36 protein-coding genes and 1 tRNA gene are annotated in these 22,412 nt (G+C 55.4%); 31 read left to right on the forward strand and 6 right to left on the reverse strand.

What is annotated here, in order from left to right:
* Positions 1-22 precede the first annotated feature (22 nt).
* Both AB5Y84_RS10165 and AB5Y84_RS10170 read right to left on the reverse strand, forming a co-directional pair.
* Positions 23-1,054, reverse strand: coding sequence for an IS630-like element ISAhy2 family transposase (locus AB5Y84_RS10165; RefSeq protein WP_001809438.1), 1,032 nt, complete (start codon positions 1,052-1,054; stop codon positions 23-25).
* Positions 1,055-1,433: 379 nt separating this feature from the next.
* The gene (locus AB5Y84_RS10170; RefSeq protein WP_368176853.1) at positions 1,434-2,168 is read right to left on the reverse strand and encodes a helix-turn-helix domain-containing protein; all 735 of its coding nucleotides are present in this window, start codon (positions 2,166-2,168) and stop codon (positions 1,434-1,436) included.
* 17 nt (positions 2,169-2,185) lie between these two features.
* Here AB5Y84_RS10170 and AB5Y84_RS10175 point away from each other — a divergent pair, with 17 nt between their 5' ends.
* From AB5Y84_RS10175 to AB5Y84_RS10205, 7 genes are all read left to right on the forward strand, one after another.
* The gene (locus AB5Y84_RS10175) at positions 2,186-2,392 is read left to right on the forward strand and encodes a Cro/CI family transcriptional regulator (RefSeq protein ID WP_279458733.1); all 207 of its coding nucleotides are present in this window, start codon (positions 2,186-2,188) and stop codon (positions 2,390-2,392) included.
* A 41-nt stretch (positions 2,393-2,433) separates the two neighbouring features.
* Positions 2,434-2,853 (forward strand): hypothetical protein, encoded by a 420-nt coding sequence (locus AB5Y84_RS10180; RefSeq protein ID WP_279458734.1) that lies wholly within the window; start codon positions 2,434-2,436, stop codon positions 2,851-2,853.
* 5 nt (positions 2,854-2,858) lie between these two features.
* On the forward strand, positions 2,859-3,062 hold the full coding sequence (locus tag AB5Y84_RS10185) for a hypothetical protein (RefSeq protein WP_279458735.1): 204 nt from the start codon (positions 2,859-2,861) through the stop codon (positions 3,060-3,062).
* A gap of 53 nt (positions 3,063-3,115) precedes the next feature.
* A complete protein-coding gene (locus AB5Y84_RS10190) occupies positions 3,116-3,271 on the forward strand; it encodes a hypothetical protein (RefSeq protein ID WP_279458736.1) in 156 nt (51 codons plus the stop codon).
* Between the two features lie 185 nt (positions 3,272-3,456).
* On the forward strand, positions 3,457-4,233 hold the full coding sequence (locus AB5Y84_RS10195) for a replication protein (protein ID WP_205756327.1): 777 nt from the start codon (positions 3,457-3,459) through the stop codon (positions 4,231-4,233).
* Positions 4,223-5,641 (forward strand): replicative DNA helicase, encoded by a 1,419-nt coding sequence (locus tag AB5Y84_RS10200; RefSeq protein WP_368176854.1) that lies wholly within the window; start codon positions 4,223-4,225, stop codon positions 5,639-5,641. Before AB5Y84_RS10195 ends, AB5Y84_RS10200 begins: the two co-directional genes overlap by 11 nt.
* Complete coding sequence (locus AB5Y84_RS10205; protein WP_368176855.1) at positions 5,634-5,909, forward strand: hypothetical protein; 276 nt, start codon at positions 5,634-5,636, stop codon at positions 5,907-5,909. Before AB5Y84_RS10200 ends, AB5Y84_RS10205 begins: the two co-directional genes overlap by 8 nt.
* Positions 5,910-6,121: 212 nt before the next feature.
* On the opposite strand, the gene AB5Y84_RS10210 is transcribed toward AB5Y84_RS10205, so the two are convergent.
* The 4 genes from AB5Y84_RS10210 to AB5Y84_RS10225 form a co-directional block, all read right to left on the reverse strand.
* Entirely contained in the window at positions 6,122-6,331 is a 210-nt protein-coding gene (locus AB5Y84_RS10210; RefSeq protein WP_368176856.1) for a hypothetical protein, read from the reverse strand.
* Positions 6,332-6,454: 123 nt separating this feature from the next.
* Positions 6,455-6,799, reverse strand: a complete 345-nt coding sequence (locus tag AB5Y84_RS10215; protein WP_158653314.1) for a hypothetical protein — start codon at positions 6,797-6,799, stop codon at positions 6,455-6,457.
* Between the two features lie 79 nt (positions 6,800-6,878).
* On the reverse strand, positions 6,879-7,298 hold the full coding sequence (locus tag AB5Y84_RS10220) for a hypothetical protein (RefSeq protein ID WP_368176857.1): 420 nt from the start codon (positions 7,296-7,298) through the stop codon (positions 6,879-6,881).
* 123 nt (positions 7,299-7,421) lie between these two features.
* Entirely contained in the window at positions 7,422-8,213 is a 792-nt protein-coding gene (locus tag AB5Y84_RS10225; RefSeq protein WP_368176858.1) for a hypothetical protein, read from the reverse strand.
* Positions 8,214-8,808: 595 nt separating this feature from the next.
* On the opposite strand from AB5Y84_RS10225, the gene AB5Y84_RS10230 reads away from it, so the two are divergent.
* From AB5Y84_RS10230 to AB5Y84_RS10345, 24 genes are all read left to right on the forward strand, one after another.
* Positions 8,809-9,429 carry a Rha family transcriptional regulator gene (locus AB5Y84_RS10230; protein WP_368176859.1) on the forward strand — a complete coding sequence of 207 codons (621 nt, stop codon included), beginning with the start codon at positions 8,809-8,811 and terminating at the stop codon, positions 9,427-9,429.
* Complete coding sequence (locus AB5Y84_RS10235) at positions 9,426-9,653, forward strand: hypothetical protein (protein ID WP_368176860.1); 228 nt, start codon at positions 9,426-9,428, stop codon at positions 9,651-9,653. Before AB5Y84_RS10230 ends, AB5Y84_RS10235 begins: the two co-directional genes overlap by 4 nt.
* Positions 9,654-9,655: 2 nt before the next feature.
* Entirely contained in the window at positions 9,656-10,249 is a 594-nt protein-coding gene (locus AB5Y84_RS10240) for a DUF1367 family protein (protein WP_139441056.1), read from the forward strand.
* A complete protein-coding gene (locus AB5Y84_RS10245) occupies positions 10,246-10,575 on the forward strand; it encodes a nuclease domain-containing protein (protein WP_368176861.1) in 330 nt (109 codons plus the stop codon). The genes AB5Y84_RS10240 and AB5Y84_RS10245 overlap by 4 nt, the downstream gene beginning before the upstream one ends.
* On the forward strand, positions 10,572-10,826 hold the full coding sequence (locus AB5Y84_RS10250) for a hypothetical protein (protein ID WP_279458744.1): 255 nt from the start codon (positions 10,572-10,574) through the stop codon (positions 10,824-10,826). The genes AB5Y84_RS10245 and AB5Y84_RS10250 overlap by 4 nt, the downstream gene beginning before the upstream one ends.
* Positions 10,823-11,245: a hypothetical protein gene (locus tag AB5Y84_RS10255; RefSeq protein WP_279458745.1), complete on the forward strand. Its 423-nt coding sequence runs from the start codon at positions 10,823-10,825 to the stop codon at positions 11,243-11,245. The genes AB5Y84_RS10250 and AB5Y84_RS10255 overlap by 4 nt, the downstream gene beginning before the upstream one ends.
* Entirely contained in the window at positions 11,242-11,853 is a 612-nt protein-coding gene (locus tag AB5Y84_RS10260) for a hypothetical protein (RefSeq protein ID WP_368176862.1), read from the forward strand. The genes AB5Y84_RS10255 and AB5Y84_RS10260 overlap by 4 nt, the downstream gene beginning before the upstream one ends.
* A 116-nt stretch (positions 11,854-11,969) precedes the next feature.
* Positions 11,970-12,314, forward strand: a complete 345-nt coding sequence (locus tag AB5Y84_RS10265) for a hypothetical protein (protein WP_139441059.1) — start codon at positions 11,970-11,972, stop codon at positions 12,312-12,314.
* On the forward strand, positions 12,311-12,505 hold the full coding sequence (locus tag AB5Y84_RS10270) for a DUF3283 family protein (protein WP_139441060.1): 195 nt from the start codon (positions 12,311-12,313) through the stop codon (positions 12,503-12,505). The genes AB5Y84_RS10265 and AB5Y84_RS10270 overlap by 4 nt, the downstream gene beginning before the upstream one ends.
* The gene (locus AB5Y84_RS10275; protein ID WP_368176863.1) at positions 12,505-12,900 is read left to right on the forward strand and encodes a hypothetical protein; all 396 of its coding nucleotides are present in this window, start codon (positions 12,505-12,507) and stop codon (positions 12,898-12,900) included. Before AB5Y84_RS10270 ends, AB5Y84_RS10275 begins: the two co-directional genes overlap by 1 nt.
* Positions 12,901-13,091: 191 nt before the next feature.
* Positions 13,092-13,457 carry a phage holin family protein gene (locus tag AB5Y84_RS10280; protein WP_368176864.1) on the forward strand — a complete coding sequence of 122 codons (366 nt, stop codon included), beginning with the start codon at positions 13,092-13,094 and terminating at the stop codon, positions 13,455-13,457.
* The gene (locus tag AB5Y84_RS10285; protein ID WP_368176865.1) at positions 13,454-14,002 is read left to right on the forward strand and encodes a glycoside hydrolase family 108 protein; all 549 of its coding nucleotides are present in this window, start codon (positions 13,454-13,456) and stop codon (positions 14,000-14,002) included. Before AB5Y84_RS10280 ends, AB5Y84_RS10285 begins: the two co-directional genes overlap by 4 nt.
* Before the next feature lie 7 nt (positions 14,003-14,009).
* A complete protein-coding gene (locus tag AB5Y84_RS10290) occupies positions 14,010-14,234 on the forward strand; it encodes a hypothetical protein (protein ID WP_368176866.1) in 225 nt (74 codons plus the stop codon).
* The gene (locus AB5Y84_RS10295; protein WP_368176867.1) at positions 14,231-14,413 is read left to right on the forward strand and encodes a hypothetical protein; all 183 of its coding nucleotides are present in this window, start codon (positions 14,231-14,233) and stop codon (positions 14,411-14,413) included. Before AB5Y84_RS10290 ends, AB5Y84_RS10295 begins: the two co-directional genes overlap by 4 nt.
* A 126-nt stretch (positions 14,414-14,539) precedes the next feature.
* The gene (locus tag AB5Y84_RS10300) at positions 14,540-15,130 is read left to right on the forward strand and encodes a hypothetical protein (RefSeq protein ID WP_368176868.1); all 591 of its coding nucleotides are present in this window, start codon (positions 14,540-14,542) and stop codon (positions 15,128-15,130) included.
* On the forward strand, positions 15,120-16,673 hold the full coding sequence (locus AB5Y84_RS10305; RefSeq protein ID WP_368176869.1) for a TerL: 1,554 nt from the start codon (positions 15,120-15,122) through the stop codon (positions 16,671-16,673). The genes AB5Y84_RS10300 and AB5Y84_RS10305 overlap by 11 nt, the downstream gene beginning before the upstream one ends.
* Positions 16,674-16,677: 4 nt before the next feature.
* On the forward strand, positions 16,678-18,507 hold the full coding sequence (locus AB5Y84_RS10310; protein ID WP_368176870.1) for a hypothetical protein: 1,830 nt from the start codon (positions 16,678-16,680) through the stop codon (positions 18,505-18,507).
* A 24-nt stretch (positions 18,508-18,531) separates the two neighbouring features.
* Positions 18,532-18,882, forward strand: a complete 351-nt coding sequence (locus AB5Y84_RS10315) for a hypothetical protein (protein WP_368176871.1) — start codon at positions 18,532-18,534, stop codon at positions 18,880-18,882.
* A 180-nt stretch (positions 18,883-19,062) separates the two neighbouring features.
* Positions 19,063-19,138: transfer RNA gene (locus AB5Y84_RS10320), tRNA-Met, on the forward strand.
* A gap of 44 nt (positions 19,139-19,182) precedes the next feature.
* Positions 19,183-19,665, forward strand: coding sequence for a Gp49 family protein (locus AB5Y84_RS10325; RefSeq protein WP_139441069.1), 483 nt, complete (start codon positions 19,183-19,185; stop codon positions 19,663-19,665).
* A 7-nt stretch (positions 19,666-19,672) separates the two neighbouring features.
* Positions 19,673-19,843: a hypothetical protein gene (locus tag AB5Y84_RS10330; protein WP_162516394.1), complete on the forward strand. Its 171-nt coding sequence runs from the start codon at positions 19,673-19,675 to the stop codon at positions 19,841-19,843.
* 54 nt (positions 19,844-19,897) lie between these two features.
* The gene (locus tag AB5Y84_RS10335; RefSeq protein WP_368176872.1) at positions 19,898-20,875 is read left to right on the forward strand and encodes a hypothetical protein; all 978 of its coding nucleotides are present in this window, start codon (positions 19,898-19,900) and stop codon (positions 20,873-20,875) included.
* A gap of 17 nt (positions 20,876-20,892) precedes the next feature.
* A complete protein-coding gene (locus tag AB5Y84_RS10340) occupies positions 20,893-21,894 on the forward strand; it encodes a N4-gp56 family major capsid protein (RefSeq protein WP_368176873.1) in 1,002 nt (333 codons plus the stop codon).
* Between the two features lie 62 nt (positions 21,895-21,956).
* The gene (locus AB5Y84_RS10345) at positions 21,957-22,412 is read left to right on the forward strand and encodes a hypothetical protein (protein WP_368176874.1); all 456 of its coding nucleotides are present in this window, start codon (positions 21,957-21,959) and stop codon (positions 22,410-22,412) included.

The following is a 22,412-nucleotide window of genomic DNA, read 5'->3' on the forward strand; positions in this document are numbered from 1 at the left end:
TAAATAACTGATCCCAATAGTGCTACACCTTCGCTGTGCCATAGCCATTCCCCGGGAAAGGAGACACGGTATCCATGAAGTGTTTCACTCGGGCCAGCAGGTTTGCCATCCCTCTGCATTGATGATTGCGCGTGATGGTTTCATGTAACTTGTGCCATAGCCGTTCTATGTGATTAACCCAAGGGCTGTAAACTGGCTGGAACACCAGGCAGAACTTGGGATTCTTCTTCAACCATCGCTCGGTCTGTTTGCTTTTGTGAATGATGTAGTTATCGAGGATCAACGTGATGGTTTTGGCTCGTCGGTAGTGGTGGCGCAGCTTTTCCAGCATGGCAATAAACAGCGATGAGTTTTTCTTGATCCCGCTGACGTAAAGTACCCTTCCGTTGCCTGCGTGGAGAACGCCTGCCAGATAATGCTTGGCATTCTGCCCCGGTGTGACAACCCGCTTTTGCTGCGCTCTGAACATCCAGTCGGCTCCTAATTTGGGATTGAGGTCTATATCGACTTCATCCTCATAAAACACCGGATTATCGGCATCACAGCGGGCCAGCGCGGCGTCGATATTCGCCATTTTTTCCTGATAGGCTGGGTCTTTTATCCGCAAGGTCGGCACGGGCCTGCGCCAGACAATGCCCATACGAGGTAACCATCGGCGGAGCGTGGAGGCTGCCACATTGAGCCCTGTTAACCGATTGATTTTTATAGCCAATAGTTCAGTACACCAACGGCTGCGCTGATAACCAAAATCTTGCGGAGAAAACTGCATGAGCAGCACCAGTAAGGTGACAATCTTGGCGATAGGTAAGACTGGGGCACGGCCAGCCGGTAAGGCTTCTAGCGCATCTATGCCTTCATCTCGATACCACCGAAGCCAACGACCGATGGTCGAGCGCGCAGCGCCGGTAAGGTGATGAACATCGGTGATCGTGCGTCCTTCATGTAACAGCAAGATGGCCATCAAGCGACGAGCATGTCCTTTATCACGGGTGGCATGGATGATTTTGTGAATGCGGCGCCGTTGTGGTCGTGGCAGAGGTGGTAGGATAGGCATCAACTCAGTCCTTTGGGTGTGGCTTGTTTTGTTTAGCGACTAATCAGATCGCACAAACTGGACTGAGTTCCCTTCCTCCGGTGATCTACTATTCGGAACAGCTATTTAGGCGGGATCGATGACAGGTGCCGCCTCATTACCCCTTGTCACCATCCCAAGACCTTCACCACGATTGGCCGCCTTCCACGCTGCCCCTTGCTGTTATCGGTCTTGGTTGTTCGATTGCTTTACCGAACAAGGCAAAGGTTAATATTGCCGAACGCCAGCGTCAATAGAAAATATTCGGTTTTGCGAACTATTTTTTTAGTGGGTGATGTGGCTGCCAAATTGGGGGCACAAAAAAGCCCGCGTGATGCGGGCTTGATTGAAGTTGGTGCCGTTACTCTTTCGTGTTGCGGCGCAGTTCGACCATGCGGCCAAAGACAATGGCGTCCTTGATTGGCACCACTCCAAGGCGTTGGTCATCAGTTACCAGCGTAATGCCAGAGAGGCCATCGAGCGCCTTAAGCAGCCGATCCTGCTCACTGCTGACTATCCTCGCCAGCACCACGTCGTTGTGGCGCGGCGTCCGGTCGGCAAGGTCTATAACGCAGATATCACCGCTCTTGATGCCGGAGCCTGCGAGGTTGTCATCGTTGGCAATGATGCCGATCAGCTGCCCATCGTAATCGCTGTATATGGTGTCCCTTCCATCCAGCGTGTAGAGGGCATCGGTTTGGTACTTGGTGAGGTCTGACATTTCCCATACCGCTACTTTGCCGAGGTGCGTATCTGCCACATAGGTGCCGCTCTCTTTGCCGGTATAGAGCCATAGTGGGTCGCAGCCGAGCGCCTTAGCTATTGAGAGCAGGCTGCTGACGCGCAGATCTTTGAGCGGGTCAGACAGCAGAACGGATATCACCGCCTTGCTCACACCTGACTTGCGCACTAGATCGGCCTGGTTCCAGCCGCGCTCATTGAGCATGTATTTAAGTCGATCTCTGAAAGAGTTCATGTCGCACTCGTTCGAATAAAAAAACACTCCCCCATTTTGTCCTATTTCTTGTGCGCTATGCCGATGGTTGGCTTGTTCGGAAAAGCGAACCAAAATGGGTTCTGTATTACCAGTATCCATATAAAGGACCCCGACCAATGAAGAAAGACCAAGCCATCCAGTTTTTTGGCAGCAATAACGCTATGGCGCGTGCCGCTGGCGTGACCAAAAGCACCGCGTCCGAATGGCCAGAGATTATCCCTGCCAAGCATGCGGCCAGCATCCATTTCGCTTCCGGTGGCCAACTTGATTTCGGCCTTGATGATTACCGCCCGGAGCAAACGGAAACCCAGCGGGCCGCCTGACCAGCGGCCAGCTTTACCCCAACCACCAGAGGACCAACCAAATGGGACGACCAGCACTGCCCGATCACGAAAAAATGGACACGATGTCAGCCTTGAGATTGCGAGGAACACCAGCTCAGCGCGAGGTTTGGCGTGAAGTCGCGTCAGAATTTTGCATGACTGAAACTGCATTTGCCCGAGCCTCGCTAATAACCCTACTCAATTCCATATCTCAGCATGAGCCGGAGATTTTGGTTAGAGCCGTAAAACGCGCCAGCCGAATTCTAATAGCGCAAGGGTATCCGCCAGCGACCATTGACGAAATTCTTAGCGGATATGGATTGCCTGAGTACGGAAAGCTTGCGTTCACTCCTGATGATGAGGCTGTTTACGAGAGTGAGCGCCATAAGACTCCGGTAGAAAAACTCAAGGGCGGATATGAAAAATTCCGTAATCTGGTCAACTCAATATTAAGTAGGTAGTCGCTATGTCACATAAAACTGCTCAGCCCATTAGCGAGCGCAGCAACATCATTTTGAAAGCAGTCATGCATGAGTTGGCTCTTCACTTGGAAGATGACTCTGTAATCACCATTGCGCAGGCTGCTGGCACTGATCGCACAGCGACCCGGCTTTCCCGCGAGCTGATGGCCCGCAAAATCGAACGCGCCGAGAAGCAGCCAAGCGCATAACCATTATCAATCAGGCCCGCCTCACCACCGGGCTGTTAATTCAGGACCTCAACATGACCATGAACCCAACGGCCCCGCTGGGCCACCCCCTTTGTGCCGATCTGGATCACTGCCCGATGTGTGGCAGCGAGCTGCGCACTGGTACCGATGACCGCTCATTTGAATGCCCAGGGTGTGAATTCACCGAGCAGGAGGTGGGCCATGCCTAACCCGTCATCCCCATCAACATGGGAGCTCTATGAGCTCAGGAAGCGCGAATTACAGCGCCAGGGGCTTACCCAGCGCGAATACGAATTGGCTGTGCGCCGATTGGCTGATGAATTGGAGGTGTGAGATGGCGGCGTTACTTAAATTTCCAGACAGACGACCACATAGCGCGCCGCAGGAGGTTCGTGTGGCAGATCTTGACGATGGCTATACCCGCTTAGCCAACGAGCTGTATGACGCACTCATTGAGTCTGATTTAAGCAAGAACGAGCAAAAGGTTGCGCATGCTATCTGCCGTTGCACTTATGGGTTCAACAAAAAGGTAGATCGCATTGCTGATAGCCAGATTGCAAAGCGCACAAAACTGTCTCGGCAGGCAGTTAGCCTGGCTAAGAACACACTGATTCGCATGAAGGTTCTTGTGTGGGAAGGTAGCAAAATTGGACCCAACAAGAACCTAAGTGACTGGGACATTTCAGAGTGTCATAGAAAGTCTGACATTGTCAGAGAAACCATGACAGAAAGTGTCAGAGAAACCATGACACAGGTGTCAGAGGTAATCGGACACACAAAAGACAATATATCAAAGACAGTAAAGACAACTACTGATGGGGCATCAGCTAGCGCTGAACCCCCAGCAGCAACCCCCGAAAAGCGAACAGTAAAACACACTCCGTATCAGGCGATCCTGGATGCTTACCACGAAATACTCCCTGAGATGCCAGCCGTTCGGGAGCTGACGGATTCGCGTAAAACCAAGATCCGTAACTTCTGGGGTAAGTTCAAATTCGACGAGACACGCTGGCGTGCGTATTTGGCGTTCATCGCCACCAATTGCCGCTGGATGTGTGAGAGCCGCACGCGCCGTGATGGCGAGTCATCCTGGAAGCCGAAGAACTTAGACTTTTTGGTGACCGAGCGTTGTTATCTCGGCGTGAGGGAGGGTCGATTCAATGACGAATGACGCCATTGGGTTTGTGCCGCCCCACAACTTCGAGGCAGAACAGTCCGTTCTTGGTGGCTTGATGCTGCGTAGCGATGCCTTCCACGATCTCGGTTTGTCTGATCGCGATTTTTACAGTCGCCCGCACCAGATCATTTTCGGTGCAATCAGCCAACTGGTCGCTGCCAGACACCCGGTTGACATCATGACTGTGCAAAACCGCATTGAGCAGGATGGCCAGCTCGATGTGGCTGGCGGGTTTGCCTATCTGGTTGAGATCGCCAAGAACACCCCAAGCGCGGCGAACATCGTGACCTATGGGGGGATCGTGCGCAGCGCTGCCGAACGGCGGTTTGCAGTGGCAAAGCTGCATGACTGCATCTCCGCAATGGTTGAGCCAGGTTTCAGCACGACCGATGAGCGGTTCGCTGCGATGGGGTTGCTGTTGCTGTTGTCTGAGGTCGATGCTAAGCGGTCTGGCGGGGTCACCGGGATCGCTGTTCCGGCCAGTGAGATTGTGCAGGATTGGTGTGATGAGCTTGACCGGCGCGCTAATCGCAGGCCTGGCGAGATGACCGGTTATGCCACCGGCATTCCATCTCTGGATGATTTGCTCTACCCGGGAGGGATCAGCCTAACCGCGCTGGTTTGTATCGGTGCTCGACCAAAGATGGGCAAGACGACGCTGATGGCGAGTCTGTGCAATCACACCTCTCTGGTCAAAAAGCTCCCTGTGGTGGGGTTCTCTCTCGAAATGACACGGGGAGAGCTGTTTGAGGTAATGGTATCTCAAGCATCCGGCGTATCTGGCAAGGATCTCAAGTCTATGAGCGACCAGTGCAAGATGGACAAGGCCTACGCCGTTGCCGCAGAGCTTGGCAACTCCAAACTCCATATCGCAGATCTGCCTGGCTTAACAGTGCATCAGGTCGTGCGAGAAAGCCGACGCTTACGCCGTCAATTCGGTCAGCTTGGCCTGATCGCCGTTGACTATCTGACGCTTATGACTGCCGACAAGGCTGAGCGCAACGATCTGGCTTATGGCGCGATAACCAAGGCGCTCAAGATGCTGGCCAAGGAGATGGGGTGCCCGGTGTTGCTCCTGACGCAGTTGAACCGTGGGCTCGAGCAGCGAGCAGACAAGCGCCCGGTGCCGAGCGATAGTCGTGACACAGGCCAGATTGAGCAGGATTGTGATGTGTGGATCGGTTGTTACCGCGATGAGGTTTATCACGACGATTCACCAATGGCCGGGGTGATGGAGCTGTTGGTTAGGCTAAACCGTGGCGGCAAGACAGGCACAGCGTATTGCCAGTTCCATGACGGGGTGATCTCAAACATCGACCAGCAAGAGGTTGCGCGCATGGCACACGCGGCAGAAGTGGATCGCAGCAAGAGCAAGCCTGCTAAAGGGGGGTGGGATGGCTGATTTTTTCAATCCTGACGTGATCGCCGCGGTCAAGGCCGCGAAATTCTGCCGGGTGGTGATCTATCCGCCCGTCCGTGGCTGGTGCGGGGAGCGGGTGCTGCTGGAGGTTGCAGACGAAATCGCCGTGCTGGGGCACACCGATTGCCAGCGCGGGGCAGGGCATTGGCTGGTACTCGACACGACGCCTGAGCAAGTGGCGGAGGAGGCCGAACGGCTGAGAGGCGCGCCAGTGCTGGTGTTGAGAGATAAAGAAAGGTCGGAGGTTTAGCAACTGTTAGACTGGTCAGCGACATGATGTCAGTGTGTTTGATACAGGGGATATGACCGTTGATGTCAGATCCTTTGGTCTAGGGGGGCTTTAACGCAGTAGGTGTGGATTTTCATTCGGTTATTAGTCTATGCGATGATTAATCTAAAGGACCGGCTTTAGCCGGTCCCTGCGAGTACAATTAGCTCTCTGAGAGCCTTGCTTGAAGGTTTTTATTCTATGAAACCGTGGTAGAAGCCGACAGAATAGACCGCTTCCACAAATCTTTTAGCTGTTTTCCGGTTCATTATTACGGTTTTCCCGTCTACAGTTATGTAGATGCTGTCTTCTGGATAAAATGAAGAACGGCCAATTTCTAGATCCATTTCCGTTTTTCCACCTTGATCTTTTACCGTTTCCTCGAAATACATAGTAGTGGCCATTAGATGATCTCCTTATGCGTTCAGCAGTGGTTTAATTAGAGCCTTTCTTAGGCTTGGTTAAGTGAGGATTTTAGTTGTCCCTCTGAATGCAACGAACGATTTGTACCATTAGTTCGGCGTTCTTTATTCTTGCCATGCCCAGATGGCCACAACGTTTCCTGTGTAGCCTGGTTCTATATTGCTAAAGTTCACACCCTCACATATTAAGTATTCTTTTTTAATTTCTTTTGTTGTCTTGCTGAAATATTCAAGGGCTTGGGAAACAAATGATGCTGGAGAGTAATGTTGTCCTGCACCAGCTCCCATTGTTGGATTACCTATAGCGGTACCGTATTCGCTTTGTATAAACTTCCATAGTTTAGGGAATTTTGTCTCAACGGTAATGCAAATTTGATATGAAGAAACAAATCGTGTATCTGCATCTTGTAGTATCTGAAGCAGTTCATTTTTGGCATCAATAAACTTCATATGTCACCTGAGGTAGTTTGGTTAAGTGGTTTAATGTGAAATGGAGGAGTTTCGATAGATGTTCCTTTAAAGGAAGGAGCTAGTGATCTACGAATACCCCCCAATTATTGTGATATTCTTCAATATCTTCTCTGTACACTGAGTAGTTAGGCCAACTAGCACCGCCATATCTGGCGAGCTTGCGAACAACTTTGCTTGGAACAAGGTAATAGTCACCCGTTACATCACCTGATTGGTTATTTCCTAGGTTTACGAATGCGTAGATATAAGAATCACTTCCTTTCGATGGTTCTTTCTTTCCCAATATCCAGAAACCAGCAGACTTACCGTTGGTCTTGACTTGCACTGCAAAGGCAGAATCGCATTCCGCGTCCGTTACAAGGATATCTGCTCCGGCAGCACTTCTTGATGTAATTGAAGTTACTAGACCCCTAGAGGAAAGTTGAGCCGCCACCAGAAATGAGCCTGTCATTCCTGTAAATTGCCCTTTGGTTGCCATGCATACTCCTAGTATTGCTAATTTAATAAGTAACGTATCCGCACTGCCTAAGTTATTGGGTCGTAGAATCTGGTGGATTCAAACAGAGTGTGCCAAGTTTTGCTCATCTATTTAAATGGGTGGTTATTCTGGCTCGGTTTCATAAAATTTATTATGGTCAAAAAATTCTATATTCGGAAACATATTGCGAGCAGCATCTAGCATTTCTTTTTGATTTTCAATTAAAAGCTCTATCGTTTTTGGTATTATCATGTAGCAATTGTCTGTTGCTGCTTCCATCTTTTTAAGAAGAGTATCATCAATTTGCTTTGAAAATGCTAGATATGAATCATGCGAATTTGTTTTTTTCAAATATTCAGCTTGTGCAGGTTGTAACTGATCTGTATGTAAAACTGAGCGACTGTTTAGTGCTTGAATAGAAAGTTTATAGCTCTCTTCTGCTAGCTCTATCTTCATTAGTAGCAGTGGGTGTTTGTCATGGACTACGCTTAAGTTTGAAAAGTCAATGCTTGTTTTCTCATTAACTTCAGGGCATGCTTTCATAACTCCCCAGCGAAGTTCATGATGCTCGTAAGGGTCTAGGTAACGAAGCTTAAGAACTCTTAACTGATTTAATTTTACCGCGATTAAAAAATTCGCATGCCTTAGGTTTTCAATTAATATCTTATTCTGCCTCCCATCTTCTATCTTCCTATTAAAGATAAAGGCAGAAAATGCACCAACTAATGTGGCAATTAAAACGCTAATAAATTTCATAATATAGTCTAAATACACAGGCACAGTTTTATTTTCAATTGCCAAACTGGAATAGTACCAAAGCATTAACGCTCCAAGCCCCACAACAAGACCTGTAATAACTGGGTCATACCTATATTTTTTCAAAACATCCTCTCTATTTGTAAGCGTGGGCAACATGTTGCTAATATTATCTATCTGTGCCCTGCCATGATACAGAATATCAATAATTAATATATTATATAGTGCTCACTGAAGTTGAAAGTGCTCACTTGATCTCATCTTTTTGCGCTTGCGGCAGCATATTTGACTGTATATAACAACAGTGGTGTGGTAAGCGTTGGCAACGCTACCGCCCCTAGGTTACAGCCCCAGATAGTTACTTTAACCGGTGTTCTGGCTGTTTAGAACGTCGCCATCGGGAGGCCCAGAGTGAGAGATAGGAACCACCTGGCAATGATACTCATCTGAGCAAAATAAAGTGAAATATTTTTAAGGTTTGAATGAAGGCTCTTCGGGGGAGAATCTGAGTAAGTTGGCCGGATGATTTTATTAAATTCTTAGCTGCTCAGTACGACTCCAGAGCAAGTGAAAGAGGGGCCGGAATGGCTGAGAGTCAACTCATATAAGGCTTGAGATGAGGGTGCCTCAAGCGAGACTGTGGATAACTTTGATGGAGAGGGCCTTGCCAACCAGTGACAAGCGGTATAACGCGCCGTAACATCGAAGGTGCCGGACTTAGACCACCCGGCAGTTTGACCAAAAGGACCCGACCATGACCAAATTGACTACCCGAGATCTATCCGTTGCGACCCAGTTGGGCTGCACCGTCAATTTTAACAACCAGCGCAATTCTGCGTTGGCTGACCATTCCATAAGCCCCGAACAGGAATTGCTATTCAGTGAGCTGGTGATCGCCAAGCACGGGGAGGCGTTCACCACTTCCCGCAAGGTAGCCGAGCTGTTTGGAAAAGATCATCGCAACGTGCTGCGAGCTATCCGCTTGCTGGACTGTGATGAGGAATTTACCGCGCTCAATTTTGAGCTGACTGATTTCATTGATAAAAATGGCAATCCAAGACCCGAGTGCCTGATGACGAAGGACGGCATGGTATTCCTGGTCATGGGGTTCACCGGCAAGAAAGCTGCACAATTCAAACTGCTCTACATCCGCGCGTTCAACTGGATGGCCGAGCAGATCCGCATTGTCCACGAGCTTACCAACTGGCAGCACGACTTCACCCGCAGAGAGGCGGTATCAGTTGCCAACGGCACAGTGCACGGACAGGGATTGGCCCGCCGTCGTATCGAGAAGTATGCGCTGAGCCAGGAGCAGGCAGCTATCCACGCAAAGCTCCAGCTGTGCTTGAACCTGACTGGTGAGGTGGCGGCATGAGCTTGTTCTCCTCCACGTTCTACATGGCTCGCCAGCTCGGCACAGACCTTCGCTTGCAGGTTCGCCTTGCCATGCTGGCAGGAATGCGCGCCTGGGTTGGTCCCTCCCGCTCGCCTATCACCCTGAAAAATCGCAGCTGGCCAGTGTCCAACCCGCGCAATGACAGGGCCGCCAAACGCCAGCGTGCCGCCACCAAGCGCCGCAACAAAGCCAAGCGGGGGTGAGGATGGAGCTTACCCTTCTGAAAATGTCCGGCGGGGTGCTTGCCCCGTCCACTCCGGCCGACGCCGAAGCCATCAAGCTGATGCCGATCGGTACCACCATCCTGGCCAAGGGCAAGGGGCGCCGCAATCTGGCGTTTCACCGCCGTTTCTTCGCCCTGCTCAACCTGACTTTCGATTACTGGGAGCCGACTGGCGGCATGGTCTCACCGGCTGAGCAGGGGATCCTGTCCAGGTTTGTTCGCTACCTCGCCCAGTTCGGCGCCGGCAACGTGCTGGACAAGGCCAAGGATGAGTTTATCGACCAGCTGGCCAGCAGCCGCGTTGAACGCCACGGCCCCCAGGCTGAGAAGTCGTTTGAGGTGATGCGCAAGTGGCTCACTGTCGAGGCCGGTTATTACACCGTGGTGATGCTGCCGGATGGCGGTATGCGCAAGGAGGCCAAGAGCGTCAGCTTCGCCAAGATGGAGCAGGCCGAGTTCTCCGACCTGTACCGGGCTGTATTCGGGGTCTGCTGGCGCTATGTGCTGAGCAAGCAGTTTGCCACCGAGGAGGAGGCTGAGAACGCCTGCTCCCAGCTGATGGGGTTTGCCGGATGAGATTCGAGACCAGCCCAATCCGCTCCAGCGACCTGCGCGATGGCGCTCGCGGCCAGACCTGCAAGATCCAGCTTGCCGGGGTCTGCATCGGTGGCACTGAAACCACGGTGCTGGCTCACCTGCCAAGCGCCCCGCATGGAATGGCCCTCAAGGGGGATGATTTAGTGGCGGTTGAGGCGTGCAGCGCTTGCCATGACGCCATTGATGGCCGTATCGCCTACGACTGGCAGCCCGGGGAGCGTGAAGAGGTCACCTATAGCGCCCTGACCCGTCAGTTGCATAGCTGGGTGGTGCGTGGGCTTGTCAGTGTGAAGGGGGCTGCATGACAGCAACTATCGTCACCATCCCGCAATGGGAGATGGATGCCTACATCAGCAAGCAAGATTTGTCCCAATTGCCTGTCGTGCATCATCAGGCCGCTTTTTTGAGTAGACGGATACGTGATGCCGGGTTTGAGGTTGGCGTACTCTCTGTTGTTTCAGGTGTCATTCGGGTGCCCGGATGTCGGGTTGTTATCGAGCGCAACGATGTTAACAAAGAGGTGCGGGTTCTAATTGATAGAGGGGTAGCTGCATGATCCACCTCTCCGCTATCGCTGCCAGCCGCATGCTCGGCAACAACCCGAAAGCCAAGGCCGTGGTGAACAAGGTCAAGAAGGCGCAGCAGGTGGATGAGCTGCACCAGCGAGTGCTGGCCCAGCTGGTCGGCTTCCCTGACCCTACCACCGAGCTGGTGTTCCACCCCAAGCGCCGCTGGCGTCTCGACTATGCCTGGCCCACCCGCATGATCGCCGTCGAGATCCACGGTGGCATTCACTCCGGTGGCCGCCACACTCGCGGCAAAGGGTTCGTTGAGGACCGCGCCAAGATGAACGAGGCAGCCCTGCTCGGGTGGACCGTGCTTGAGGTCACCCCGGAACACGTCAAATCCGGCCAGCTGCGCGCCTGGCTGCTCACCGCTTTCAATCAGGACCAAGACCAGAGGACCAACCCATGAGTATCGAACTTCTTATCAAACTGCACGGCCCGAAGGCTGTATCTATCGAGGCAGAATCACAGCGCTCCGGTCGTTCACCGGATAGCGTGGGGCGTGAGGAGGTGCTGGCTGCTCTGGCTCACGCCGAGCATATCCACCCGATAGGGGTGAAGGTATTGCGCGCCCGCCACCTTACCGACGGCACCGCACTGCGCCAGCTGGTCGCCAGTTACCCGGTCAGCGCGGTGATGAACGTGGCTGAGTTGAACGGAGACAGCGAGCGACTGCTGCGACTCTATAAGCGCCATCACCCATATGGCCGCCGTGAAGCAAAGCGGGCCCGCGAGCTGGAGTTACTGGGGGATCTCGATAACGCTACTCGGGTACGGGCGCTTATCGTCTCCCGCTGTGAGCGTGACACCCAGGGTGGGCGCTGCCCGGCATGCTCCGGTACCGGGGAACTCACCAAGCCGAAGCCGCACGCCTGCCCGCACTGCCACGCCGGGTACATAGCAGCCCCAGCACTGACCACCGACGCAGAGCGCAACGCCGCCCAAGAGCTGCAGTATTGCTACACCGATGCGGTAAGGGAATTCCATCAGTACCTGGATAAGGCTAAGGCGGCGTGATCTTTCTGATGTAGGTCACTTTCAGTTGCGACTCAATCAAATACAATGCGAATGATGAAGGCAAAGGCACCTCTTGGTGCCTTTGTGTTTTCCTACGGAAATATGCGAGGTTGTTGATGAGTTATTTCGATGAGAAGGCGCGACAGACAGACGTAGACACCATTATCGCATTCGGCGTGAAAATAGAGTCGCGTTACGCCAAGGCGACTGAGTTATCACAGATGTTGATGTTCACTCATATGTTAGCCACATCAGACCTGCACACTTATGTAAAGAGTGTGTTCTACGACTCAAAGGCATGTATCTGCACCATTGAGCTCAAGGATGACTCGGTGTTCGACTCCGATGCAGGAGACCTGATAAAGGCTTGTGCTGAGGACACGATTAACCAGTTCCAGTGGAATGGATCCATTTACCACAGTCATGCCCTTCGTGAGTGGATGAAGGAGCATCAGGTTTGAGCTTCAACTTGTGCGAATTGCCGCAGCAAGACCAAGAGCGGGTGGAAGTAGAGAAGGCTGCCGCCTATGCGGTCTGGAAAGAACGGAACCCGGAGATCAAGACACCGGCAGAGAGTGAGGCCAGCAACTACAAGGGTGAGATGCAGGCATTCTTCCTCCAGCAGGTGGAGCGGTACCGGAAGATGAAGTAATGAGAGCATCAGAGCTGCTTGAATACGCTCTTGCAAACACGCGAGAGCTTGAGCCATTGGTCATAAGTGCGGGTTATTTGCATAATGATGATGGCGGGCCCTCCTGGTTCTCTGACTGGGGGGTAGAGCTAGATTTAGAGCACCTGATTGAGCTGGGCATTGTGAAGATCGATGAAGAGTCAAAAATGTCAATTTATATGCCAGCGTATCTGCTGGTATGCCACAAGATTGATGTGCGTAACTATACGATTGATGTTGACAACCCAGCCGTTGAAGATTGCCAGCTAATAAGTATTGTGCATCCAAATGAGATTGGTCAGGTTCGCGGGTTGGACTTGTTTGGCTATAAGAGAATGACCAATGCATACGATAAACCCAGTGACGGCTACTTCTGATACTTCCATGCCATCTAACTGAATGCGAATTCTGTAACCGTCAATAATCCGACAGCATCCAATATCTGCGATTGCTTGCTATTTGCGGGCGCGTGGCACAAAATCTATCCATCATAGCCGGACTCTTTTTGAGCCCGGCTTTTTCGTTTCTGGTCCGCCACTGTGCGGGCTTTTTCATTTCTGGAGTTCACATGGATGCAGGCAGCGGTGATCAACTGCAGCAAGCTGGAAGTTGGATTTCTCGCGTAGCTGGGCCAAACGGTGGGTATTTGTGGATGGTTGTGCTCGCCCTATGGGGTGGTACCGCCAGCTACCTATCAAGGTTAAAGCAGGATCGGGCGCTGACCTTTTCGCTTGCTGAGCTGGCTGGTGAATGGGCCATTTCAGGTTTTGCCGGTCTGCTTATGGCCTACATCTGCACCGAGATGCACATGAGTTGGTATATGACCGCTGTCGCCACCGGCATCACCGGCCACATGGGCGGGCGAGGACTCTTCATGATTGAGCGGTTTATCAAGCGCAGATTGGGCATCCCGGATGAAGGAGGTACATCATGAGCATCCGTTTACAGGTAATTGACGAGGTGATCCAGCGCGAGGGCGGTGACAGGTTCACTGACCGTGCAGAGGATCGCGGCGGCCCGACTCGCTGGGGGGTGACTCAGGCCACCGCTCGCCAGTTCGGCTACACAGGCCACATGCGTGACTACCCCAAGGCGGAGGCGATCAAGGTCTACACCTCCTTCTGGAACCAGCTGCACCTCTCCACCATTGAGGTGTTCGATGCTGACTTGGCCACCTACCTCTTTGACTACGGGGTCAACTCCGGCCCTGGTCGAGCTGCTACCGATCTGCAGCGCCTGCTGAATGTGCTGAACGATCGACAAAAACTCTATCCAGACGTGAAAGCAGACGGGGCCATCGGGCCCCGTTCTCTTTCTGCGCTGGAGGCGTACATCAAGGTCCGTGGTGCCGGTGGCAAGCGCCTGCTGGCCGAGGCGGTCAACTCCCTTCGAATTGCCCACTGCATCACCCTGGCTGAGCGTCAGGAGTCGCAGGAGGCCAATGCCTACGGCTGGCTGAGCCGGATTTGTAACCTGTGAGGTAGACATGGAGAACCTGTTTGATATTGCCGTCCACTGGATCTTGATCCTGATGGCGGTTGTCGGGGCTGCGTCGCTGATTGTGCAGGGCTTGGCCCAGCTGGCGGCAATCACCCCATCCACTCGGGATGACGAGGTGATCGGCAAGGTGCAGAGCTTCCTGACCGGACTGGCCAAGATCCTGGACAAGGTGGCGCTGAACCTGCCGGCAGACAAGGCGCGAAGGCCGTGACAGCCTTCCTTAAGTTGCTGGAGCTGATCGCTGACGAGCTGGCGAGACTGCTCCGCATCCAGCGGGCCAGAGAGATACAAGAGGAACACGATGCGAACCACGCTGACCCTCAAGGGCGCTTTTCTGATCGCTTTGGCCCTTCTTCTGACCGGGTGCGCGACGAGCTGCACAAGCCCTAACTGCCCGCCGCCATCCCCACATCTGGACTGGAGCCCCGCCGCTGATGGCGGGGTTTCTCTTTCTGGTGAGTCTACGGCTCGCCTGCTCGATTACATCGACGCACTGGAGCGCTGTACCAGATAACCATGACCGATAACAAAGACAAGAAGCCGCCAGCCAAGCGGCCGCCGCGCCGCACTGCCGGCAAGGTGAATGACGCGCTCAACCCAGAGCGTGACCACCGCAAGAAAACCGATAAGCCTCGCGCCACCAAAGTGGCCCAGCCCGCCCAGCGGCATGGGGTCTACGCCAAGTTCTTTCCCGATGAGGTGATCGAGGATGCGGTGAAGGCCAACCTGTCCGACGAGCTGGTCGCCATGCGCTGCGGGTTCCGTAACGGGGTGCTGACACTCGGCCGCATCGCCAAGGATCTGGAGCTGCCAGAGGACGAGCTGGATATTGAGCAGCGAATGTCTCTCTACAAGCTCTACAACTCCACCACCCGGGCGATGGATAACGTACTCGGCCGCATCGTGCAGCTCGAGAAGACCATCGTCGAGATCCCGTACATCGTCGAGAGCACCAACCACAAGCGGGTGCAGTCCGAAAAGGACAAGGCGCTGACCGACAAAGCCCGCATCGAGTACGAGCTGCTGCGCAAGGGCAAGAATACCGGCGTTCAGGTGCTGTGGAACCTGGGCTTTATGAACAGGGGCGGGGAAGGCGATGGAGATTAGGACCATTACCTATGCCCCGAGCCCGACCTTTGAGGCTATCCATCGGGATCGGCCAATGATCGCCGCCGTGCGCGGGCCGGTAGGCTCAGGAAAGAGCGTCGGCTGCGTGATGTTCATGCTGGACGTATCCATCAATCAGGAGCCCAACGCAGACGGCGTACGCAAGACTCGCTGGGTCTGCATCCGTAACACCTACGGCGAACTCAAGGCCACGGTCATCAAGACCTTTCAGGACTGGATCCCGGAAGAGGTGTGCCCCATCAAGTTCGACGCCCCGATAGTCGGCATGATGCGGATCCCGCACCCGGACGGCAGGACCACCATCGAGGCTGAGTTCTTCTTCCTGTCGATGGACAGGCCCAAGGACATCCGCAAGATGCTGTCGTTAGAGATGACTGGCGTCTGGATTAATGAGGCACAGTTCCTCGACCTGAACATTGTCAACGAGGCGGCATCCCGGGCGGTGCAGGCCCGTTACCCATCCGGTAAGGACGGCGGCCCGACGTGGTGCGGCCTCATCATGGACACCAACAGCCCGGACGAGGACCACTGGTGGCACAAATTCGAATTCGAGCAGGATGACGACGGCAACTCACTCAAGCCGGTCGGCTGGAGCTTCTACGAGCAACCAGGGGCGTTGGTAGAGGTGTCGCCCGGTGCGCCCATCTCGCCAGACCTGCAAGCCCTTATCGATGCCGGCTACTTCCGTGACTATCTGGGGCGCCGGTTCGTGGCCAACCCCAAGGCAGAGAACGTCAAGAACAACAAGAAGGGGTATGACGCTTGGTTTGACCAGCTTGGCGGCAAGACCCTGAACTGGGTGCGCTCGCGCATCTGCAACCGCTTTGCCACTGTGGCCACCGGTAAGCCGGTCTTTATCGACCACTTCAACCGGGATCTGCACGTCGCCAAGGACAAGCTCGGTCCCATCAAGTCGCTGCCCATCGTCATTGGCATGGACTTCGAGCTTACCCCAGCCGCCATCATCGGCCAGATCACCGCCTTCGGGCAGCTGCGCATTCTGGATGAGGTGGTGGCCACTGGTATGGGGATCGAGCGCTTCATTGATGAGCAGTTGTCGCCACTGCTGACCAGCCGCTACGCCAACATGGAGTTCACCATCTGGGGGGACCCGGCAGGGGTAGGGCGCAGTCAGGCAGATGAGACCACCTGCTTTGAGGTGCTGAACAACAAGGGGATGCCCGCCGAACCGGCCTACACCAACAACCTGATGGCGCGCCTTGAGGGGGTTCGGTGGTGGATGTCACGCCTTGTCGGTAAGGGTCAGCCAGCCCTGCTTATCAGCCCGCACTGCCGGGTCATCATCAAAGCCTACGAGACCGGATACCAGTACAAGCAGCTCAACGTGGCAGGCGCCACCAAGTACACCGAGCAGCCAGACAAGAACCAGTATTCCCACCCTGCTGACGCATCCCAGTACCTGTGCTTGGGTGCCATGCCGGAGCGGGATCGCAAGCAGACCATCAACAGCAACGCCACCAGGGCAGCGCAGCGCGCCGCCGACTCTGTAACAGGATACTGACCCCATGAACAACCCGACCGAAATTACACTGCCTGGCGAGGCGGTGGAGCAGCTTTCGCCCCTTGATGTCTTCGGTGCCAGTCGCTTTCGCGATCTCGATAACCAGCTGCAGCAGCGTAGTCTTGTCGAGCAACGCTGGCTGGATGACCTGCGCCAGTACCGTGGCGAGTACGAGCCGGAGTTCGTCAAGGAGCTGGAGATTGCCAAGAAGTCGCAAGCCTTCGTCAACATTACCCGCGAGAAGACCGACGCATGGGCGGCCCAGATGGGGGATATGCTGTTCCCGGTCGATGACAAGAACTATGGCATTGCGCCATCTCCCGATCCGAAGCTGTCCCTGCTGGCCAAGCAGATGATGACCGGTGCCAATGGCGAGCAGCAGCCCACGGATAGCGCCCAAGCCGCATCGCAGATCCTGGCCGCCGCCCAAGCCGCCGCCACCGCGATGGAAAAGACCATTGATGACCAGCTGATCGCCTGCGACTACAACGCCGAGTCGCGCCGCATGCTGCACTATGCCGCCAAGATTGGCACCGGGATCATCAAGGGGCCGATCGTGGAGAGTGCCATCAAGCAGGCGTGGCTGCCCGAAGAGGATGGCTCATGGGCGGTCGAGATTGCGAAGGATCTCAAGCCGGGTGCCCGCTGCGTGCTGCCGTGGGACTTCGTACCGGACATGAGTGCTACCCGCTTCGCCGACTGTGAATTTGTCTACGAGCGGGAGTACATGACCAAGAAGGAGCTGCGCAAGCTGCTCAATCTGACCGACATGGGCTTTATTCCCGAGCAGATCGAGAAGCTGCTGGCGCAAGACCCGTCAACCACCCGCACCCGCTATGCCGAGTTCGTTGACCAGATCCGCTACCTGTGCGGGCTCAACCCCACCAGTCAGGACTCCCGCTATGAGGTGTGGACCTATCACGGCCCAGTGCCTATCGAGCTGCTGGCGGTGGCCGGGGTTGATATCAGTGGGCTGGATGGGCGCGAGTTCGATGGCGTCATCATCTTCTCGGGTGATGTGATCCTGAAAGTGACCATCAACCCGATGGATACTCTGGAGTGGCCCTACTCCGTCTACGTCTGTGAGCCGGACGAGGGGAGTATCTTCGGCCTGTCGATGCCTTACCTGATGCGCCACCCGCAGCGGATCATCAACTCCGCGTGGCGGGCAATGTTGGACAATGCCGCCAAGACAGTCGGGCCGCAGGTGGTGGTAAACAAGCGACTCATCACACCGAGCGATGGTAACTGGGAAGCCACTCCCTTCAAGGTGTGGGAGATGGACTCCAACCAGCAGTATGCCGAGGTGCAAAAGGCGTTCGGGGTGTTCCACTTCGACAGCCGCCAGAGCGATATGGCCAATATCCTGCAGCTGGCGCTCTCTCTGCTCGACCGCGAGGCCGGAGTGCCAATGATAAGCCAAGGTGAGCAGGGGCAGGTGACGCCGACGCTGGGCGGCATGTCGATGCTGATGAACGCGGCCAACGCCGTGCGCCGCCAGCAAGTGAAGGAGTACGACGACAATATCACCAAGCCGATGATCCGCCGCTTCTACAACTGGAACATGCAGTTCAGCGAAGATGCCGCCATTAAGGGCGACTTCGAGGTGCAGGCCCGCGGCACCAGTGCGCTGCTGGTCAAGGAGATCCAGACCGCCCAGCTGACCCAGATCCTGGACAAGTACAGCCAGAACCCCAATTTCGCGCCGATGTTCAACCCCTATGAGGCGATGAAGACCCTGCTGCAGTCCATGCACATCGACAACGCCAAGGTGCTGCGCAGCAAGGATGAGTACGAGGCGGCTATCAAGCAGCAGCAAGAAGCTGGTCAGTAAGATCCGGCACTCATCAAGCTGCAGATGGAGCAGCAGCTGGCTCAGGCCAAGTTTGACCACGAGACCCAGCTCGCCCAGATGAAGAGCGCCAGCGCCCTGCAGATGGCCCAGCTGCAGGCATCGCTCAAGCAGCAGGAGCTGGAGTTCTCCAGCCAGTTCAAGCTGGCCACTATGCAATTGCAGCACGAAGACAGCCAGCGCCGCGAGCGCATCGAGCTGATGAAGCTGGCACAGGCCAAGCAGATGAGTCAGGCGCAGCTGATGGTGGAGCTGGAGAAGCTGGACAAGCAGCAGACCCACGACACCCAGAAGTTTATGGCCGAGGTGAAGATGAAGCAGATCCTGCCGCCGACCGGGAATTACGGATTGGAGTAGTTGACTTTTCCAGCAGGTGGCACAAAATAGCTCTAAGACTGCCAGAGTCTCATAACCCGCCTTGTGCGGGTTTTTGCGTTTCTGGCGCCCGCAATCTGGACAAGGAGGTGATCCCATCTCCCGACCCGGGGTAAAGGGCCTGCTCAAGCACTGCCGGAGGCAGGGTGAGAGAGTAACTTCGCTGGTTTAGCTCAGATGGTTGAGCATCCGACTCATAATCTGGGTGACGCAGGTTCGAGTCCTGCAACCAGCGCCATTTTCATAGCCCGGCCATGCGCCGGGTTTCTTATTGGAGTGGCCATGAGCGACCAGCAGATCGAGAAAGAGATCCAAGCCAAGGGCCTGACTGCCCCGCGTGTAACCCCGCAGCGCATCGAAGAGGTGATCGCCAGCGAGTATTACTTCACCGCAGCAGATGGCGTTGCTGGCGCAGCGGTAGCTTGCACCCTGCATTGCAGCCACGCGGACGTGGACACCACCAAGGAGCATGCCCCACCGCCTCCTTACCAATCGCATCGTCTGCTGACCTTCTGCGTCATCACGCTGAAGAACGGCTTTACAGTTACCGGGGAAAGCGCTTGCGCCAGCCCGGAGAACTTCAGCGCCGAGTTAGGCCGCAAGATCGCCCGCGAGAACGCTATCAACAAGGTGTGGATGCTCGAGGGCTACCTGCTGAAGCAGCAGTTGCATGATGCGCAGAATGCTGTAGTCCTGACCGACGCCGACGCGCTGGCCGATCTGAACGGCACTCCGCGCCCTGATAACCCATCCGTGGCGAGCTGACACCACCATGCTCACCCGTAGCCAGGACACCAACGCCGTCTTGCTGCACCTGCAGGAGCAGCTCAAGCAGCTGCGCGCTGACCTGGAGCAGGACATGGAGCACGAGCAGACCCAGGCCACCAGGGCCCAGATCCGACTGCTCGACAAGCTCATCAACGATTTTACGCCAGCCGGTTAACGCCGGAAGGTAACAACGGCCCGCCTTGTGCGGGCTTTTTTTTGGAGATTTTACATGGATCACCTGAACGACCAAGCCGCATCAGAAGCTGAACAGAACGCCGCCGAAGGCCGCGATCTGGATGTGTTCGCACAAGCTGCTGGTGCCGCCGATGCGCGTTTGCGTGGTGAGCCCGCAACCAGCGAGCCGCAAAACGACGAGCAGCACGACGAGCAACAGTACGCCGCCAGTGATGACGGTGACGAACAGTATCAACAGGAAGCCGCCTCTGCTGCCGAGCAGCACGCCGCGTCCAGCGATGACCTGTTCGCTGACGCCACCCCCGAGCAGCGCGCCTATTTGCAATCGCTGATCGCCGATCGGGATCGGGAGGCTCAGGCCGCCCGCTCCGCCAATGGTCGGTATGCCGCCACTGCGCGGCAGCTTGCCGAGAAAGAGCGCCAGTTCAACGAGCAGATCAGCAGCATCCAGCAGGCAGACAAGCAGGGGGATGGGAAGGAAGCCAGCCGCCAGCTCGATGCGCTGGAGAGCCGCATTGCCGCGATGCGCGAGGACTACCCCGACATTGCCGACCACATGCAAGGCGTCGCTGATGCCCTGCGCGATGGGCTGCGCAGCGAGATCTCGCAAGGTATGGAGCCGGTTAACCAACTGCGTGAGCAGGCCAAGGAGCGCCAGCACGAAGAGCTGATCACCATCGAGACTGACGAGCTTATGCGTCGGCACCCCGATGCTGAAAAGGTTGTGGTGAGTCAGGAGTTTCAAGCCTGGATCGCCCAGCAACCCGCCTCCGTGCAGAACATCGCCAACTCCGACAGCGCAGCAGACGCAGATGTGGTGCTGACCCTCTACAAGTCCACCCAGCTCCAAGCTCAAGCCCAACGCAACGCGCAGCGCCAGCGCAAATTGGCAGACATGGCCCCGCTTGGCGGTAGCCAGGGCCGCGCCACGGTGGATACAGCGGATGAGTCCTCTGTCTTTACCCGTGCCGCAGCCGACGCCGACAAGCGTCTGGTGCAGCGCAAATACTGATTCAGGAGAAATAAGCTATGCCAATCACCACCTACGGGGATATCTCCCCGCGTGTCGGCATCATCGCCGAAGTGAAAATGCTCGAGCACGCCGAGCCTATCCTGGTGCTGCAGAAGTTTGGTGACCCCAAGCCGCAGCCCAAGAACAAGGGTCAGACCGTCAAGTTCTGCCGCCCGGTGCCGTTCGCTCCGGCCACCACCCCGCTTACTGAGGGTGTCACTCCGGCCAGCAAAAAGATGGCCTATCAGGATGTGACCGTCGGTATGTCTCAGTATGGCGACTGGTGCGAAATCACCGATGTGATCGCCGATACCCACGAAGATCCGGTACTGCAGGATGTGCAGATGCTGCTGGGTGAGCAGGCTGGCGAAACCTTTGAGCTGCTGACCTGGGGCGTTATCTCTGGCGGTACCAACGTTATTTATGCGAATGGTTCTGCTCGCAATGGTGTGAACACCGCGATCAGCCTCAACAAGCTGCGCCTTGCCGCTCGTTCGCTCAAGAAGCAGCGCGCCAAGAAGATTACCAAGATCCTGGCTCCGTCCGTCAACGTAGCCACCAAGCCGGTTGAGGCCGCGTTTGTGGTGGTGGCTCACACTGACTGCGATTCCGACATTCGCGGCCTGGCAGGCTTCAAGTCCGTTGCCGAGTACGGCACCCGCCAGCCGCTGTGCCCGGAAGAGATCGGCTCCGTGGAAGAGTTCCGCTTTGTGCTCTCCCCGGTGCTGGCCTCCCTGCCGGATGCAGGTGGCGCCAAGGGCTCCATGGTCTCCACTGGCGGCACCAGTGCCGATGTGTACCCGATGGTTGTGCTGGCGCAGAACGCTTTCGGTATTGTTCCGCTCAAGGGAAATGGCGGCCCAGGCTCCATCGTGCCGATGATCCTGAACCCCAACACCCCGCGTGGTGGCGACCCGCTCGGCCAGCGCGGCTCCGCCTCCTGGAAAAGCTGGTTCACTGCAGTTCGCCTCAACGAGCTGTGGCTGACCCGTATCGAGGTTGCGGTTACCGCCCTCTAATACGCAACCCATAACCGGCCCGCCAAGTGCGGGCCTTTTCCTTTTTTCAGGAGCACAGACCCATGGAACTGATCGACCTCAATAACGCCGCCCCGGCCGATTTGCTAAAATACCTGTCCGAGAACTTCGGCATCGACAAGGCAGCCAACACCAGTCGCGACAAGCTGGTCGCCGAGATCATCGAGCAGGAGCAAGCGAACGGCGTAACCCGCGATGCAAACACAGCGCCTAGTGCCGAAGCCATCACTGGCGCACCCAGTGCCGAGCAGCGCGAGCTGAACAAAGCAAAGCGGGTAAAAATCCGTATCTCGCGCGATCCTCACAGTCGCGGTAACGATGATGTCTATGCCGGAGTAAACGGTGTTGCTTACATCATCCAGCGCGAGAAGACGGTGGAAGTACCTGAACCGGTATATCAGGTTTTACAGCAGGCGACTGAAACCCGTTACGAGCAGAACGATGACGGCTCTCTCGTACCACGCACCGTGCAGTCCTACCCGGTTAGTCTGGTCGGCTAA

The sequence above is a fragment of the Aeromonas sp. s11 genome, assembly GCF_040907945.1.
GTDB classification, from domain to species: Bacteria; Pseudomonadota; Gammaproteobacteria; order Enterobacterales; family Aeromonadaceae; genus Aeromonas; species Aeromonas veronii.

Coding starts and splice junctions, on each gene's coding strand:
- AB5Y84_RS10165 (WP_001809438.1), bottom strand. CDS start 1,054: ATGCCTATCCTACCACCTCTGCCACGACCACAACGGCGCCGCATTCAC.
- AB5Y84_RS10170 (WP_368176853.1), bottom strand. CDS start 2,168: ATGGATACTGGTAATACAGAACCCATTTTGGTTCGCTTTTCCGAACAA.
- AB5Y84_RS10175 (WP_279458733.1), top strand. CDS start 2,186: ATGAAGAAAGACCAAGCCATCCAGTTTTTTGGCAGCAATAACGCTATG.
- AB5Y84_RS10180 (WP_279458734.1), top strand. CDS start 2,434: ATGGGACGACCAGCACTGCCCGATCACGAAAAAATGGACACGATGTCA.
- AB5Y84_RS10185 (WP_279458735.1), top strand. CDS start 2,859: ATGTCACATAAAACTGCTCAGCCCATTAGCGAGCGCAGCAACATCATT.
- AB5Y84_RS10190 (WP_279458736.1), top strand. CDS start 3,116: ATGACCATGAACCCAACGGCCCCGCTGGGCCACCCCCTTTGTGCCGAT.
- AB5Y84_RS10200 (WP_368176854.1), top strand. CDS start 4,223: ATGACGAATGACGCCATTGGGTTTGTGCCGCCCCACAACTTCGAGGCA.
- AB5Y84_RS10205 (WP_368176855.1), top strand. CDS start 5,634: ATGGCTGATTTTTTCAATCCTGACGTGATCGCCGCGGTCAAGGCCGCG.
- AB5Y84_RS10210 (WP_368176856.1), bottom strand. CDS start 6,331: ATGGCCACTACTATGTATTTCGAGGAAACGGTAAAAGATCAAGGTGGA.
- AB5Y84_RS10215 (WP_158653314.1), bottom strand. CDS start 6,799: ATGAAGTTTATTGATGCCAAAAATGAACTGCTTCAGATACTACAAGAT.
- AB5Y84_RS10220 (WP_368176857.1), bottom strand. CDS start 7,298: ATGGCAACCAAAGGGCAATTTACAGGAATGACAGGCTCATTTCTGGTG.
- AB5Y84_RS10225 (WP_368176858.1), bottom strand. CDS start 8,213: ATGTTGCCCACGCTTACAAATAGAGAGGATGTTTTGAAAAAATATAGG.
- AB5Y84_RS10230 (WP_368176859.1), top strand. CDS start 8,809: ATGACCAAATTGACTACCCGAGATCTATCCGTTGCGACCCAGTTGGGC.
- AB5Y84_RS10235 (WP_368176860.1), top strand. CDS start 9,426: ATGAGCTTGTTCTCCTCCACGTTCTACATGGCTCGCCAGCTCGGCACA.
- AB5Y84_RS10240 (WP_139441056.1), top strand. CDS start 9,656: ATGGAGCTTACCCTTCTGAAAATGTCCGGCGGGGTGCTTGCCCCGTCC.
- AB5Y84_RS10245 (WP_368176861.1), top strand. CDS start 10,246: ATGAGATTCGAGACCAGCCCAATCCGCTCCAGCGACCTGCGCGATGGC.
- AB5Y84_RS10250 (WP_279458744.1), top strand. CDS start 10,572: ATGACAGCAACTATCGTCACCATCCCGCAATGGGAGATGGATGCCTAC.
- AB5Y84_RS10255 (WP_279458745.1), top strand. CDS start 10,823: ATGATCCACCTCTCCGCTATCGCTGCCAGCCGCATGCTCGGCAACAAC.
- AB5Y84_RS10260 (WP_368176862.1), top strand. CDS start 11,242: ATGAGTATCGAACTTCTTATCAAACTGCACGGCCCGAAGGCTGTATCT.
- AB5Y84_RS10265 (WP_139441059.1), top strand. CDS start 11,970: ATGAGTTATTTCGATGAGAAGGCGCGACAGACAGACGTAGACACCATT.
- AB5Y84_RS10275 (WP_368176863.1), top strand. CDS start 12,505: ATGAGAGCATCAGAGCTGCTTGAATACGCTCTTGCAAACACGCGAGAG.
- AB5Y84_RS10280 (WP_368176864.1), top strand. CDS start 13,092: ATGGATGCAGGCAGCGGTGATCAACTGCAGCAAGCTGGAAGTTGGATT.
- AB5Y84_RS10285 (WP_368176865.1), top strand. CDS start 13,454: ATGAGCATCCGTTTACAGGTAATTGACGAGGTGATCCAGCGCGAGGGC.
- AB5Y84_RS10290 (WP_368176866.1), top strand. CDS start 14,010: ATGGAGAACCTGTTTGATATTGCCGTCCACTGGATCTTGATCCTGATG.
- AB5Y84_RS10300 (WP_368176868.1), top strand. CDS start 14,540: ATGACCGATAACAAAGACAAGAAGCCGCCAGCCAAGCGGCCGCCGCGC.
- AB5Y84_RS10305 (WP_368176869.1), top strand. CDS start 15,120: ATGGAGATTAGGACCATTACCTATGCCCCGAGCCCGACCTTTGAGGCT.
- AB5Y84_RS10310 (WP_368176870.1), top strand. CDS start 16,678: ATGAACAACCCGACCGAAATTACACTGCCTGGCGAGGCGGTGGAGCAG.
- AB5Y84_RS10315 (WP_368176871.1), top strand. CDS start 18,532: ATGGAGCAGCAGCTGGCTCAGGCCAAGTTTGACCACGAGACCCAGCTC.
- AB5Y84_RS10325 (WP_139441069.1), top strand. CDS start 19,183: ATGAGCGACCAGCAGATCGAGAAAGAGATCCAAGCCAAGGGCCTGACT.
- AB5Y84_RS10330 (WP_162516394.1), top strand. CDS start 19,673: ATGCTCACCCGTAGCCAGGACACCAACGCCGTCTTGCTGCACCTGCAG.
- AB5Y84_RS10335 (WP_368176872.1), top strand. CDS start 19,898: ATGGATCACCTGAACGACCAAGCCGCATCAGAAGCTGAACAGAACGCC.
- AB5Y84_RS10340 (WP_368176873.1), top strand. CDS start 20,893: ATGCCAATCACCACCTACGGGGATATCTCCCCGCGTGTCGGCATCATC.
- AB5Y84_RS10345 (WP_368176874.1), top strand. CDS start 21,957: ATGGAACTGATCGACCTCAATAACGCCGCCCCGGCCGATTTGCTAAAA.